General features: G+C 65.9%; 13 protein-coding genes, 4 pseudogenes and 1 riboswitch. Of the genes and pseudogenes, 5 read left to right on the forward strand and 12 right to left on the reverse strand.

What is annotated here, in order from left to right; genetic code table 11:
• Positions 1 to 22: 22 nt before the first annotated feature.
• The 4 genes and pseudogenes from V8F63_RS13550 to V8F63_RS13565 form a co-directional block, all read right to left on the reverse strand.
• Positions 23 to 973 (reverse strand): response regulator, encoded by a 951-nt coding sequence (locus V8F63_RS13550; RefSeq protein WP_392353647.1) that lies wholly within the window; start codon positions 971 to 973, stop codon positions 23 to 25.
• Between the two features lie 148 nt (positions 974 to 1121).
• Positions 1122 to 1514 (reverse strand): annotated as a pseudogene (locus V8F63_RS13555) (hybrid sensor histidine kinase/response regulator); the annotation flags it as partial.
• Positions 1460 to 1825, reverse strand: coding sequence for a hypothetical protein (locus V8F63_RS13560; protein WP_392353649.1), 366 nt, complete (start codon positions 1823 to 1825; stop codon positions 1460 to 1462). The gene V8F63_RS13560 and the pseudogene V8F63_RS13555, both read right to left, overlap by 55 nt.
• 106 nt (positions 1826 to 1931) lie before the next feature.
• Positions 1932 to 2232: pseudogene (locus tag V8F63_RS13565) on the reverse strand (BolA family protein).
• 45 nt (positions 2233 to 2277) lie between these two features.
• On the opposite strand from V8F63_RS13565, the gene V8F63_RS13570 reads away from it, so the two are divergent.
• A complete protein-coding gene (locus V8F63_RS13570) occupies positions 2278 to 2946 on the forward strand; it encodes a J domain-containing protein (protein WP_025977216.1) in 669 nt (222 codons plus the stop codon).
• On the opposite strand, the gene V8F63_RS13575 is transcribed toward V8F63_RS13570, so the two are convergent.
• Positions 2906 to 3178: a hypothetical protein gene (locus V8F63_RS13575; RefSeq protein ID WP_025977217.1), complete on the reverse strand. Its 273-nt coding sequence runs from the start codon at positions 3176 to 3178 to the stop codon at positions 2906 to 2908. The genes V8F63_RS13570 and V8F63_RS13575 overlap by 41 nt on opposite strands.
• Positions 3179 to 3309: 131 nt before the next feature.
• On the opposite strand from V8F63_RS13575, the gene V8F63_RS13580 reads away from it, so the two are divergent.
• Together V8F63_RS13580 and cobS are read left to right on the forward strand one after the other, a co-directional pair.
• A complete protein-coding gene (locus tag V8F63_RS13580; RefSeq protein WP_392353651.1) occupies positions 3310 to 3738 on the forward strand; it encodes an organic hydroperoxide resistance protein in 429 nt (142 codons plus the stop codon).
• An 80-nt stretch (positions 3739 to 3818) separates the two neighbouring features.
• Positions 3819 to 4822 (forward strand): annotated as a pseudogene (gene cobS / locus V8F63_RS13585) (cobaltochelatase subunit CobS).
• Positions 4823 to 4899: 77 nt separating this feature from the next.
• Here cobS and V8F63_RS13590 read toward each other — a convergent pair.
• A pseudogene (locus V8F63_RS13590) lies at positions 4900 to 5954 on the reverse strand (COX15/CtaA family protein).
• A gap of 137 nt (positions 5955 to 6091) precedes the next feature.
• On the opposite strand from V8F63_RS13590, the gene V8F63_RS13595 reads away from it, so the two are divergent.
• Both V8F63_RS13595 and V8F63_RS13600 read left to right on the forward strand, forming a co-directional pair.
• Positions 6092 to 6343, forward strand: a complete 252-nt coding sequence (locus V8F63_RS13595; protein WP_278069096.1) for a transglycosylase — start codon at positions 6092 to 6094, stop codon at positions 6341 to 6343.
• Positions 6343 to 6537 carry a DUF2842 domain-containing protein gene (locus V8F63_RS13600; protein WP_392353653.1) on the forward strand — a complete coding sequence of 65 codons (195 nt, stop codon included), beginning with the start codon at positions 6343 to 6345 and terminating at the stop codon, positions 6535 to 6537. Before V8F63_RS13595 ends, V8F63_RS13600 begins: the two co-directional genes overlap by 1 nt.
• Before the next feature lie 46 nt (positions 6538 to 6583).
• Here the strand turns inward: V8F63_RS13600 and V8F63_RS13605 are convergent, their stop codons facing one another.
• The 6 genes from V8F63_RS13605 to tmk all read right to left on the reverse strand — a co-directional run bounded on the left by V8F63_RS13605 (position 6584) and on the right by tmk (position 13635).
• A complete protein-coding gene (locus V8F63_RS13605; RefSeq protein ID WP_392353655.1) occupies positions 6584 to 8533 on the reverse strand; it encodes a TonB-dependent receptor in 1950 nt (649 codons plus the stop codon).
• Positions 8534 to 8664: 131 nt separating this feature from the next.
• Positions 8665 to 8876, reverse strand: a riboswitch (cobalamin riboswitch).
• A 129-nt stretch (positions 8877 to 9005) separates the two neighbouring features.
• Positions 9006 to 10277, reverse strand: a complete 1272-nt coding sequence (locus tag V8F63_RS13610; protein WP_134581055.1) for a dicarboxylate/amino acid:cation symporter — start codon at positions 10275 to 10277, stop codon at positions 9006 to 9008.
• 143 nt (positions 10278 to 10420) lie between these two features.
• The gene (locus V8F63_RS13615) at positions 10421 to 11239 is read right to left on the reverse strand and encodes an MBL fold metallo-hydrolase (protein WP_392353658.1); all 819 of its coding nucleotides are present in this window, start codon (positions 11237 to 11239) and stop codon (positions 10421 to 10423) included.
• Positions 11157 to 12017, reverse strand: coding sequence for a TatD family hydrolase (locus V8F63_RS13620; RefSeq protein ID WP_392353660.1), 861 nt, complete (start codon positions 12015 to 12017; stop codon positions 11157 to 11159). The genes V8F63_RS13615 and V8F63_RS13620 overlap by 83 nt, the downstream gene beginning before the upstream one ends.
• Complete coding sequence (locus V8F63_RS13625) at positions 12014 to 13012, reverse strand: DNA polymerase III subunit delta' (RefSeq protein ID WP_392353661.1); 999 nt, start codon at positions 13010 to 13012, stop codon at positions 12014 to 12016. Before V8F63_RS13625 ends, V8F63_RS13620 begins: the two co-directional genes overlap by 4 nt.
• Complete coding sequence (tmk, locus tag V8F63_RS13630) at positions 13009 to 13635, reverse strand: dTMP kinase (protein WP_392353663.1); 627 nt, start codon at positions 13633 to 13635, stop codon at positions 13009 to 13011. The genes V8F63_RS13625 and tmk overlap by 4 nt, the downstream gene beginning before the upstream one ends.
• Positions 13636 to 13649: the final 14 nt, after the last annotated feature.

Genomic DNA, 13649 nt, shown 5'->3' on the forward strand with positions numbered 1-13649 from the left:
CTCGCAAGCGTTTCCGTATCCGTCAGGCGGCTTCGCTCTCGACTGACTGTTGAAGCGCGGGCCGCCCGCCCTTGGCCTGGGTCATAAGGCCGGCAAGACTGCGGAAATCGATCGGCTTGTTCAGGTAGGCGTCGGCTCCAGCCGCCATACCGGCTTCGTGGTCCTCGTTCCGGGCCGACGCCGATAGCACGACGATCGGCGTTTCCGCGTTGGCGCCGCCCGCGCGGATCAGACGGGTGGCGGTCAGGCCGTCCATGACCGGCATGTTCACGTCCATGATGATCAGGTCAAAGGCCTGATGTTGAGCGATATGGACCGCCTCCTGGCCGTTTTCAGCCGTCGTGGTGCGGCGTCCGGTCGAGCCCATCCACGCCTCAAGGATCATGCGGTTGACCGGGTGATCCTCGACGACCAGCACCTTCATGCCGTCCGGTTCGATGCTATCGGCGTCCGAGTCGGCCTGAGCGGCCTCATCTTCCCAGCAGACGACCTCGCCCTCGACAGCGAACGTGAAGACCGACCCCGAGCCGACCTGAGACTGCACCGTGATGTCGCCGCCCATGATGTTGGCCAGGCGTCGCGAAATCGTCAGGCCCAGACCCGTGCCGCCGAAGCGTCGTGTCGACGAAGCGTCGATCTGGGTGAAGGGCTGGAACAACTGATCCATGTCGCCTTCTGAAATCCCTGCGCCGCTGTCGTGCACCGCGAACTCGAACGCCACGCGGCGCTCGGAGATACGGCGGCTTCGCGTCACGAAGCGGATGTCGCCGCTCTCGGTGAACTTCACCGCGTTGGACAGCAGGTTCTGCACCACCTGACAGACCCGCAAGGGGTCGCCGCGCACGACGGCAGGCGTATCGCCCTCGAACTCGGACACGAACCTCAGCCCCTTGGCCTCGGCCTGCGCCTCGAAGGGGCCGACGATGCGGCGGTGAAGGTCGTCCAACTGGATGTCGATGGACTCGAAGTTCATACGCCCCGCCTCGATCTTGGTCATGTCGAGGATGTCGTTCAGCAGGCTGAGAAGATTGTCGCCCGAGTTGCGGATGATCGCCAGATATTCGCGCTGGGCCGTCCAGCCGCGTCGCGCTCAACAGCTGCGCCGCGCCGAGCACCCCGTTCATCGGCGTGCGCAGTTCGTGAGAAATGACGCCGAGGAAGTTGGATTTGGCTTCATTGGCGGCATTCGCCTTGTCCCTGGCCGCCTCCAGTTCCTCGATCAGATGCGCCTGGTGTTCCTGGAAGGCGCGGATGCGTTCCTCGCGCAACATGGTCATCGTCACGAGGACGAACAGCGAGGCCGCCGTGAACGGCGCCAACATGAGAAAGGGCCAGAAGGCCGGATCGCCGATCAGGGTCACAGCGATGATCGCCGCCGCGACGCCGTAGGGCGATGAAATCACAATGGCCTGCTTGGGCGAGCTGCGCAGTTGGGCGAAGACCAGCACATAGCCGGAGATCAGCAGTGCGATCGCCAGTTCGCGGCCGAAGAGCGAGTCCGAAAACCAGGCCATAAGGGCGCCGCCGCCCAGGCGGCCGTCGTCACAGCGCCCACAATCGGGAAGATACGGTCCCACCCGGCCTCAGCGTTCTGGCTGCGGCTGATCCGCTTTTCCGCCACGCCGCGCAGGGCCCCGGCGGCCAGGGTTCCGGCGAACCACAGCAGGCCATGCAGCAGACCCACGGTGGCGATCAGCCCCACGGCCCAGCTGGTGATGATCAGATAGCGCAGATAGTGGGTCTGCAGGATGGCGGACAGAGCCTGGGCGGCGCTGCCGGCCTCCTGGCTTTCAAGCCCCTTCCCTATTCCTTCGGAACCCACCATGGCGACGCCCCCGCTCGCTGCAATATGTTTCGGGGGCGGACGCTATGGCCAAAAGTTCTAAGACGATATGAATGTGGAGAACTACGTAATCCCAAATCGGTGAATATCAGCCCGCGGCCTCGCCCGGCGTCTGGGCGCGGATGGACAGGGCGTGGACCGGGCCGCTGAGAACCGTCTTTCAGAGCCGTATTCACCGCCCGCTGACGCGCGACGCGATTCTTGCCTTCGAAGGCGGTGGAAACGATCCGCAGCTGGAAATGACTTTCCCCGCCGTCCTGGGCGTCGATTCCCCCTTCGTGGTGGTGGCCGGCGTGTTTCCAGCTGTCGTCCTCCAGCTCAATCACGCTCGGAGCGAAGGCCGCTGTCAGTTTTTCACGGATAATCCTCGCCACAGGGCCATTAGACATCGGTCGTTCCTTGAAGCCGTCCAAATCAGCCCTACACTTCGGAGGATGTCTGCGTCTTTTCAATACAAGCCTCGCTTTACCGATATCCGCGTGAAGCCGCCCCGGCCCGAGGAGGAACAGGCCGAGGCCGACGTCCTGCACCTGAAGCCCGGCGAGAAGCGCTGCGAGTGGCCCGACTGCTCTCGCCCGGCGACCGCCAAGGCGCCCAAGTCGCGCGAGCAGATCAACGAGTTCTACAACTTTTGTCAGGGCCACGCGGGGCAGTACAACAAGGGCTGGAACTTCTACGCCGGCATGAACGAGGGCCAGATCCGCGCGGCCCAGGAAAACGAGGCCATGACCGGCGGCCGCCCCACCTGGCAGATGAAGGCCGGGCCCCAGACGCGCGAGGCGGCCGCCTTCGCCGCCAAGTTCGGCACGAACAACACCTCAGGCGCCGGTTCATGGCGCGACAGTTTCGGCCTGTTCGGACGCAGAACCCAGGAAGCGCCCGTCGCCGAGGCCCCTGAACAGCGGATGGGCAAGCTGGAACGCGCCGCCCTGGCGGACCTGAACCTGGAGCCGGGCGCCGACAAGGCCGCGGTGAAGGCCCGCTATCATGAGCTTTTGAAGCGCTTCCACCCGGACACCAACGGCGGCGACCGTGGCGCCGAGGTCAAACTTCAGAGCGTGATCAAGGCCTGGAAAACCTTGAAAAAGGCCGGTTACGCTTGAGGGACCTCAGCAGGCCAGCGCCGCCGGGCGAGGCCTCCACGCGGGTGACCTGCCCGCCGAGTTGAGACGAGTCCCAGATCTCCGCGAAGACGTCCGCGCCGCTTTCGCCGCGCATCACCTGGCGCGTCTCGCGGATCGCCTCAAGGAAGGTGTCGGCCTCAAGCGCAAGCATTTGAGGCGTCCGGCCGGGCGCGTCGTACACATAGCAGAAGAACTGCGGCAGCGTGGTCATCTCAGCCCCTCCCCAATGGGAGCGATGCGGCAATTGTTAACATCACGCTGTGGATATTCCGAATCACAGAACCGTTGTTTCTGAGAGGCGTTGAAGCAGCTTCAGCCCTTCAAAATGTTCGGAGTCTGCCCATGGAAATCCTATACCGCGCCCACGCCACGGCGTCCGGCGGAGGACGCGACGAGGGCCGCTCAGCCACCGACGACGGCAAGATCGACGTCCGCCTGTCCGTCCCGACCGAAATGGGCGGCAAGGGCGGCGACGGAACCAACCCGGAGCAGCTGTTCGCAACCGGCTACGCCGCCTGCTACCTGGGCGCCCTGCGTCTGGTGTCCGGCAAGGCGGGGACGCCTGTGGGACCTGACACCAAGGTCGAGGCAGGCATCGGTTTCGGCAAGAACATCCGCGGCGAAGGTTTCAACTTGGATGTGACGCTCAAGGTCACGGACCACGGATTGGACGAGGCGGTTATCAACGACCTTATCCACAAGGCGCATCAGGTCTGCCCCTACTCCAACGCCACGCGCGGCAACGTCGAGGTCGCCCTTTCGGCGGAATAATCCGACCGGCCCAGCGCTAATCATCAGTCCGGCCCCTCGCGCGTGTTGAGCCGCGCGCGCGAGGGCGCTAGGTGGTGGCCATGACCTCTCCGCTCGACGCCTCCCCCGATCCGCTCGTCACGCTGGAACCGCACCGCAAGGTCACGCTGAAAGAAGCGTTCGGCATCGATTCCGACATGGTCGTGCCCGCCTTCGAGACGCGCGACAGCCACGTGCCCGAAATCGACGAGTCCTATCGGTTCGATCCGCAGACGACGCTCGCCATCTGCGCGGGCTTCGCCTACGACCGCCGCGTGATGGTTCAGGGCTATCACGGCACCGGCAAGTCGACCCACATCGAGCAAGTCGCCGCCCGCCTGAACTGGCCGATGGTGCGCGTGAACCTGGACGCCCACGTCAGCCGGATCGACCTGATCGGCAAGGACGCCATCGTCCTGAAAGACGGCAAGCAGATCACCGAATTCCGCGAAGGCATCCTGCCGTGGTCGCTGCAACGCCCGGTCGCCCTGGTGTTCGACGAATACGACGCGGGCCGTCCCGACGTGATGTTCGTCATCCAGCGCGTGCTGGAGGCGCAAGGGCGTCTAACCCTGCTGGACCAGAACCGGGTCATCCGTCCGAATAAGTGGTTCCGCCTGTTCGCGACCTCGAACACGGTCGGTCTGGGCGACACCACGGGCCTGTATCACGGCGCCCAGCAGATCAATCAGGCGCAGCTGGACCGCTGGAACATCGTCACCACGCTGAACTATCTCGACCACGACGTGGAAGCCGAGATCGTCGTGGCCAAGGCGCTGAGTACGACACGGCCGACGGCCGCCGGCAGATCGCCGCCATGGTCCGCGTCGCCGACATGACCCGCAACGCCTTCATGAACGGCGACATCTCGACCGTCATGTCGCCCCGCACGGTCATCACCTGGGCCCAGAACGCCATCATCTTCGGCGGCGACCTGGCCCTGAGCTTCCGCCTGACCTTCCTGAACAAGTGCGACGAGCTGGAACGGCCGACCATCGCCGAATTCTATCAGCGCGCCTTCGGCGAGGACCTGCCGGAATCCGCAACGCGGGTGAAGATCGGCTAACGCTCTCGCGGATCGTTAAATGAAAAGGCCGCCCTCCGATCCGGAAGGCGGCCTTTTTGTTCAGCCGTAGTGACGGCTTAGCGCAGGCTGGACGCGAACATCCGCGGCCGCGAACGCCGCACCAGCCACAGGTTCACCGTCGCCGCCCCAAGCACGAGCGCCGCCACGGCCTGGTGGAGCACGCCCAGCGTGACCGGCACGGCGTGGATCAGGGTCATGACGCCCAGCCCCGCCTGGAACCACAGCGCGCCCGCAAAGATGACGGCGGCGATCCCCAGCCCGCCGTCCAGACGCCCGCGCAGGGCCTGGACCGCATAGAAGGTGCCGGCGAACAACAGCATGTATGCGCCGATGCGGTGGTTCAGCTGGACCAGCCCCTGATCATGCAGGAAGGCCAACGCCCCCTGCCCCCACGCGATCGGCGGGAAGAAGGCTCCGTTCATCAACGGCCAGTCCGTGTAGATCAGGCCCGCCTTGGCGCCCGCCACCAGGCCACCCAACAGGCACTGGACGAAGACCCCGCCCAGCAGCAGGCCCGCGGCCCAGGTCCAGGCGCGCGACGGACGGTTGGCGTCAACCCCGGCCCACGCCTCCAGCCCCGTCCAGATCAGGCCCGCAAAAATCACGAAGGCCAGGCCCAGATGGGTCGCCAGACGTTCCGGCGCTACATCGACGCGCTCGGCCAGGCCGCTGGACACCATCCACCAGCCGATCAGCCCCTGCAGGCCGCCCAGAGCCAGAAGAACGGCGCAGCGGCCGATCAGACGACGCGGGATCGCGCGGAAGGCCAGGAAGGCGATGAAGGGCAAGGCGAAGACGGCGCCGATCAGACGCCCCAGCAGCCGGTGCGCCCACTCCCACCAGAAGATGTACTGGAACTGCGCCATGCTCATGCCGGCGTTCACTTCGGTATACTGGGGGATGGCCTTGTACTTGTCGAACGCCTCGACCCAGTCAGCGTGGTTCATCGGCGGCAGCGCGCCCATGATGGGCTTCCATTCCGTGATCGACAGACCCGATCCGGTCAGGCGCGTCGCCCCCCGACCACGATCATTGCGAACACCAAGGTCGCGCAGAAAAACAGCCACAGCGCCACAGCGCGGCTGCGATCCAAATCCCCAATACGCTTCATTCGACGCCTGCCGTTCGCCCCGATATGCTTGCCGCCTCTTCACAGGCGGCGGAACCGAGGATATGCCCCTCCCGCGTGGCAAGATCGAGTCGCTTTCTTCGCCAAAGCGTCGCACAGCAGTCAGGGAGCGCCGGCCGGTGCAATATATCGAGATCGCCATCGCCGTTGTCGGCGCCGTGGCCCTGGCGTGGATCGCCGACCTTCTGACGGGACGCCGAGGCATAGGGGCCGTCATCCTGGTGGCGCTGGTCAGCGCGGCCTGCGGCGCCTTCCTGGCCATTCGCGTCTTTGCGGTCGCCGCCCTGACGGACTGGGAGTGGCTGCTGTGGTCGCTGGTGACCACGGTGATCGGCCTGGCGGCCTTCTTCCTGTTCAGGAACAAGCGCTGATGCCGCCCCGCGCGCGCCGGTTCGTCGCCACCGTGGCGGTGGTGTTCTTCCTGATCTTCTGGATCTGGGGCGCCGTGACGCTGCACGCCCTGTTGCCTAAGGCCTGGTGGATCGACCTGATCTTCTTCGCCATGGCGGGCATCGGCTGGGGCGTGCCGCTCATTCCCCTGCTGCGCTGGGCCGAACGGGAATAGAGGTTTGGCCGGGCCGCCCCGACATCAGGGCGGCCCGGCCTTCGCATCAGAAGCGGACGCGCACGCCGCCGAAGACGCCGCGACCGGCCGTGCCGTAGCCCAGCACGGTCTGGTAGTCCTCGTCGAAGGCGTTCTCGATCCGGCCGTAGACTTCCAGATTGTCGTCGATCGGATAGGAGGCCCGCAGGTCGACCAAGGTGAAGTCGCCGACCTTCACCGCGTTCGACAGGTCATTGAAGGTCTCGCCCACGTAGCGAACGGACAGGCCGGTTTTCAGACCGAAGGCCCAGTCGTAGTCGCCCGCGAGATTGCCCATGTGCTCGGGACGCAGGCGCAGACGCTTGCCTTCATGATCGCCGACGGCGTTCTTGGCGTCCGTCCAGGTGTAGTTGGCGTTCAGGTGCAGACGCTCGGTCACGTCGAGACGGCCGATCAGTTCGACGCCCTTGGTCTCGGCCTTCTGGATGTTCTGATAATAGCCGCCGTACGGCTGGCTGCAGATCGGGTGAGCGTCGCCGGGCAGGCAGTTGGCGTAGTTGATCTCATTGTCGCTATCGCGCTGGAAATAGGTCGCCGAGACGACGGCGCGGTCGAAGAGGCGTTGTTCGACGCCGATCTCCCAGCTCTCGGCTTCTTCAGGCTGCAGATCCAGGCTGCCGTACTCGCTGTAGAGCTCGTACAGACCCGGCGCGCGGAAGCCCTGCCCCCAGCTGGCGCGCAGGACGGTGGCGCCTTCGTTCAGCGCCCAGGCCGCCGCGACCTGCCCCAGCAGGTTGTCGCCATACTGGGCGTGATCGTCATAGCGCAGCCCGCCGGTCAAGGTCAGTCCGTCCAGAACAGTCCACTGAACCTGGCCGTAGACGCTGTTCAGCTCAGCCTCGCCGCGCCCGTAGTCTGCGTTGGGATTCCAATCGCCGAGCGAGCGCGCCTTCATTTCAGACTTTTCGTGCTCGACGCCGAAGGTCGTGTTCAGCGTCTCGGTGACGGCGAAGGCGCCCTGATACTCCCAGCGGCGGTTCTGGCCTTCGGAATCGAAGGTCAGGGGCTGGATCTTGCTGTCCGGGTTGAAGTTGCGACGATCCGTATCGGTGTGGGCATAGCCGATGCGGTTACGGAAACGGCCGTCCAGAAGGTCGATGTTCAGCCCGGCGTAGGCGACCAACTCCTGCGTCTTGCCATAGTCGCGGCTGTCGCCGTTCCAGGCGTCGAAGTCTGCGCGCCCGCTGGACCAGACCGAGCGCAGGTCCAGCGACACGGCCTCGGTGATCTTCAGATTCAGCCGTCCCGACAGGCCGGTATTGTCGTAGCCGTCGTCTTCGGTTCCCGTGGCATAGGCCGAGAAGCCGTCGGTGGCGTAGCGGCTGGCCGCCAGGCGCCAGCTCAGGCGCTCATTGGCGCCGCTCACGCCGCCGCGGAAATAGGTCGTGCCGCGCGCGCCGGCTTCTGCGTCCAGGCCGCCCTGGAAGGCTTCTGTCGGCTCGGTCGTGACGATGTTCACCACGCCGCCGATGGCCTGGCTGCCCCACAAGGTCGACTGGGCGCCGCGCAGAACCTCGATGCGGGCCGCGTCGCCAACCAGCAGATTGCCGAAGTTGAAGCCGCCCTGGGTCGAGGACGGGTCGTTCAGCTTGACCCCGTCGATCAGGACGACGGTGTGGTGGCCCTCCGCGCCGCGGATATACAGGCTGTTGGCCGCGCCCACGCCGCCGTTGCGGCTGTAGCTGACGCCCGGCGTCTGCGCCAGAAGCTCGGCCACGGCGGTCGTCTGGCGCGCTTCAATGGCGGCCTGGGTCAGGACGGCGACCGAAGCGCCGACCCGCTCGATCGGCTGGGCCGAGCGGTTGGCGGTGACGACCACGTCCTCGACGGCGGTGGCGCCGGCGCGGCCCGCGACATCGGGGGCGGCGGCTTGCTGATCGAGCGCTTCAGCGGCGAAAGAAGGGGCGGCGGCCAGAAGGCTGGCGGCGGCCAAGGCGGCGAATGCGGTCCGGTTCATTCCGGGTCTCCATATGACGACGCCGCGTCGGACCGACCATCGCCCGGATGAGCGAAAGCGGCCGCTGACGCGGCTGGTTTACGACTGTCGTCACACGAGTTGCCTCGACCGCCCGGCACATCCCGACCGCGCGGAGAACGACGGCGACAGGCAGGTCTCCTGGCTCGCGGATCAAGGCCGGTGCGCGTCGCCTTCCCAGCAGTCGATGAGGTCGTGACCTCTCGAGCCGCCAGTGGCGTTTGACGCGCGGGCTAACCGCTTACAGTTGCGGGAACAGCCGGAGTTTCACACTCCGTTCCCTTTTAATCCCCCGTCGAGGGGAACCTGACGCGACCGCCGCAGTAGGGCCGCGCGCGGTTCAGGTCAACAGCAACGCCCGGCCCGGCATGGCGGACTGCGGCCTTACACCCAAGAAAAAGGGCGTGGAGATGATCTCTCCACGCCCCCTGCTTCTTGTTGGACTGGACCGGCGTCAGACGGCGGCGGGCTGCGGCTCGCCGTCCGCGCTGTCCGCTGCTGGGATGTCGTCCAGCTCGCCTTCCCACTTGGCGACCACGGCGGCGGCGACGGAGTTGCCGACGACGTTTGTGGCCGAGCGCCCCATGTCGAGCAGGTGGTCGACGCCTAGCACGATGGCGATCCACGCCTCAGGCAGGCCGAAGTAGGTCAGGGTCGCCATGATCACCACCAGCGAGGCGCGCGGAATACCCGCAATGCCCTTGGACGTCACCATCAGCAGCAAGAGCATGAAGATCTGCTGCGACACGCTCAGATGCACACCGTGGGCCTGCATGATGAACATGGTGCCGAAGGTGCAGTAGAGCATCGATCCGTCCAGGTTGAACGAATAGCCCAGCGGCAGGACGAAGCTGACGATGCGGCGGCGCACGCCGACCTTGGGCAGGGCCTCAAGGATGCGCGGATAGGCGGCTTCCGAGCTGGCCGTCGAGAAGGCCAGCAGCGTCGGGGTGCGGATGGCCTGGAACAGCGGGATCACCCGCTTGCCCAGCACCACGGCGCCCGCCACGAACAGCAGGCCCCAAAGCACGCCCATCGAACCATAGAAGCCCAGCACGAACTTGGCGTAGGTGCCCAACATCTCCAGCCCCTGGGTGGCGATGGTCGAGGCCAGGGCGGCGAAGATGGCGAACGGCGCCAGCTTCATCACGAACTCGGTCACCTTCAGCATGATGCTGGCGGCCTGTTCGACCAGGTGCAGCACCGCCGGCGCCTTGTCGTCGAGGGCGGCGACCGCCGTGCCGACGAAGACCGAGAAGACGACGATCTGCAGGATCTCGTTCCTGGCCATGGCGTCGAAGATCGAGGTCGGCACCAGGTGGGCGATGAAGCCGTGCAACGAGAAGGCGTCGGTCGAGGCCGCCGGGGCCGTCGCAGCCACCGCCTCGGGCAGGTGCATGTTCGCGCCCGGCTGCAGCAGTTGGACCATCACCAGGCCCAGCACTAGCGACACGATCGAGGCGCCGATGAACCAGGTCATGGTCTTGACGCCGATCCGCCCGACCGAGGCGGCGTCCTCCATATGGGCGATGCCCGCCACAAGGGTGGTGAACACCAACGGCGCGATGATCATCTTGATCAGACGCAGAAAGATGTCGGTGATGAGATTGAGGTTCGACGCGGCGGCCGAAGCCTGATCCGCCGTCAGAAATTTATTCAGGCCCCAGCCCGTCACAACGCCGAGGATCATAGCCCCGACGATGAGGTAAGCGAAAATACGTTTCATACAGTCGTCCAGGTTCGCGGCGCAGAATCCCCCAACGCCGCCGTTACACCAATGGAGGGCCCCACCGCCCGCAGCTCAGCCGGAGCGAATAGCCGATAAAACCCCTGTGGCACATCACATATTCTTGCATGGACAGGCGAGCGTCACTCCCCAGCCTGAGCCTCGTCCAGCAAGATTCGGCTACGCCAACCGTCATAAGCGACATCGACATTGGTCGGAAGCTCCCGCTTCAAACGCTGATAATCCAGGTCAATGTGCAGATTGGTTAGGACGGCCTGCTTCACCCGCGCTCGCGCGATCCAGTCCAGCGCCTTATCGACATGGGCGTGGGTCGGATGGGGCGTATAGCGAAGAGCGTCCAGTATCCACAGGTCAGCCCCGCTCACCGCTTCCAGCGCCTCATCATCGAGGTCTGAGACGTCGCTGGAATAGACAACGCCGCCGATCCTGTAGCCGACCGATCGGATCGGGCCGTGCGCCTGATCGAACGTCGCCACCGGCAGGTCGCCGCCTGGCCCAGGCACGCTCCATTGACGGCCGTGCGGCGGAAGCGGCCGCGCCTCGACGATGGCCGGATAGCCGTGCTGGCTCTCGAAAATGTAGTCGAACCGCCGCGTCAGGGCCGCATGGGTCGGCTCGTCCATCCAGGCGGGAATGCGGCCGCGCGCGTGGGCGAAGACCCGCAGATCGTCGATGCCGTGGGTCTGGTCCGCATGGTCGTGGGTGTAGAGCACGCCGTCGATATGCTGGACTTCCGCCATCAGCATCTGCTGACGGAAGTCCGGCGAGGTGTCGATGACCACGCTGGTGACGCCATCCGGGCCATGAAGACGCGCCAGCATGGAGCACCGGGTGCGCCGGTTGCGCGGCTCGGCCGGATCACAGTCGCCCCAGTCGCCGTCGCCGCGCGGCACCCCGCCCGACGAACCGCAGCCTAGGATGACGACCTCCAGCTCTCTCATTCGGCGGGCCGGGGATGCGGTCGAACAAGTTGAAGAAGGCGTCGGTCGTCAGACGATCCGCTTGTTCCGGAGACCACCCGCAGATCTCGGCCAGCTTGGCCAGCACCAGGCCGACATAGGCGGGCTCGTTGCGGCGGCCCCGATGCGGGATCGGCGCCAGATAGGGGCAGTCCGTCTCGACGATGATGCGGTCTTCGGGCATCCGCCGGATCACCGCCCTCACCTCTTCGGCCGCCTTGAAGGTGGCGATGCCGGAAACAGAGAACCACCCGCCCAATTCCATAGCCAGTTCAGCCAGCTCCATGCCGCTGGTGTAGCAGTGCATGAGAATGAACGGCGCCCGCCCATGTTCTTCGCGCAGGATGTCGGCCATGACCTCGTCCGCTTCACGGGTATGGATGACCAGCGGCAGCCCGGTGCGGCGCGCCGCCTCGATATGCTGGCGGAAGACCGCCGCCTGCACATCGCGCGGGCTGAGATCGTAATGGAAGTCCAACCCGCACTCGCCGATGCCGATGACGCGCGGGCGCTGCGCCAACTCCACCAGATGATCGGCCGTCAGATCGGCATAGTCCTTGGCTTCATGCGGATGCACCCCGACCGTGCACCAGATGTCGGCGTTGTTCATGGCCAGCGCATGGGTCGCATCAAAGGTCGACAGCTTGTCCGAAATCTCGACCATCAGCCGCACGCCCGCTTCGCGCGCGCGCGCGACCACGGCGTCGCGGTCTTCATCGAACTGGGGCGCGTGAAGATTGACGTGACTGTCGATGATCATTTCAGGTGAACGCCCTTATACTGATGCCTTGACGCGGGCGATGTCGGCCAGAGCCCAGCCAGCACATCCCCCTTGTCCATATTCAGGCCCGCCGCGCGGTCCGGCAGTTCCGACAGCCGCCCCCACAGTTCAGCCCACAGCGCGCCCTCGCGCCCGCCCGTCTCGACCGCGCGCCGCTTCACCGCCGCGATCAGGCGATCCATCAGGGCGTCGAACCGCGCCTGCCCTTCAGCGCCGCGAAAGCCGTCGGCCACGGCCAGTTGCTCGGCGCGGTCCACAGCGCCGCCTTCGACCCAGCTGCGCGCCAGACGATCCGTTTCGGACATGGCGCCAGACGCCAGATCCAGCGCGGCGCCCGGAGAACCGCCGGCCATGCGCGCCGCCTCATCCGCCTCGGACAGCGACACGCCAGTGCGTCGCTCGACCAGTTCCGCCAGACGATGTTCAGGCCAGACCGGAAAGCTGAGACGGCGACACCGCGAGCGGATGGTCGCCAGCAAACGGCCCGGCGCGTGCGTCACCAGGAACAGAACCCCGCTTTCAGGCGGTTCCTCAAGAATTTTCAGCAAGGCATTGGCTGCATTGACATTCAGGTCGTCGGCAGCGTCGATGATCGCCACCCGATGCCGCGCCTGGGACGGGCTCTTGGCGAAGAACTCCGGCAGGTCGCGCGCCTGCTCGACCGAGATCGACTTCTTCTGCTTGCCGCCCTCGACCAGACGCTCAAGCACCAGCAGATCAGGGTGCGACTGGGCCGAAACCAGACGACTGACGGGATCGTGCGGCGCGGCGCCCAGCGGCCCGCGTGAAAGATCCGGCGCCGCGCCCAGCAGCCGCCGCGCGGCGCGATAGGCGAAGCTGGCCTTGCCCGATCCCTCGACCCCGCACAGAAGCCAGGCGTGGTGCAGACGACCACGGTCCAGCGCGTCCAGAAAAGCCTCTTCGGCCTTGAGGTCGGCGATCAGATCGAACCGGTCGCGCGGATGCTCGCTCAAAGCAGCCGCGCCTCCACCACCGTCCAGAGGCGTTCGGACACCTCATCGACCTCGCCCGTCGCGTCGATGACGACACAGCGGTGGGGGTGGCGCTCAGCCACTTCCAGAAAGCCTTCGCGGAGCTTCTGATGGAAGGCCATGCCCTTGGATTCAAAGCGCGTCTCGAACAGGCCGCGACCGAAGGCGCGCTCCAGCCCCACATCCACCGGCAGGTCGAACACAAGGGTCAGGTCGGGTTGGTCGCCGTCGACCACGGCCGCGTCCAGCGCCTCGATCAGGCTTTCAGGCGCGCCGCCGCCTGCGCCCTGATAGACGCGGCTCGAATCGGCGAAGCGATCGCACACCACCCAGCGCCCGGCTTCCAGCGCGGGACGGATCGTGCGCTCCAGATGGTCGGATCGGGCAGCGTACATCAGCAAGGTCTCAGTTCGCGCGGACCAGCGGTCGGCGTCGCCCGAGACGGCGATGTTGCGGATTTCCTCAGCCCCCGGCGAGCCTCCCGGCTCCCGCGTCTGGACCACGTCCAGCCCAGCGGCGCGCAGCCGCTCGACCAACAGGCGCGCCTGTGTGGTCTTGCCGGCGCCTTCGCCGCCTTCGAACGTGATGAATCTGCCTCGCTGCACCCGCGCACAATGGC

Source organism: Brevundimonas sp. LF-1 (assembly GCF_037055305.1).
Classification (GTDB): Bacteria; Pseudomonadota; Alphaproteobacteria; order Caulobacterales; family Caulobacteraceae; genus Brevundimonas; species Brevundimonas sanguinis.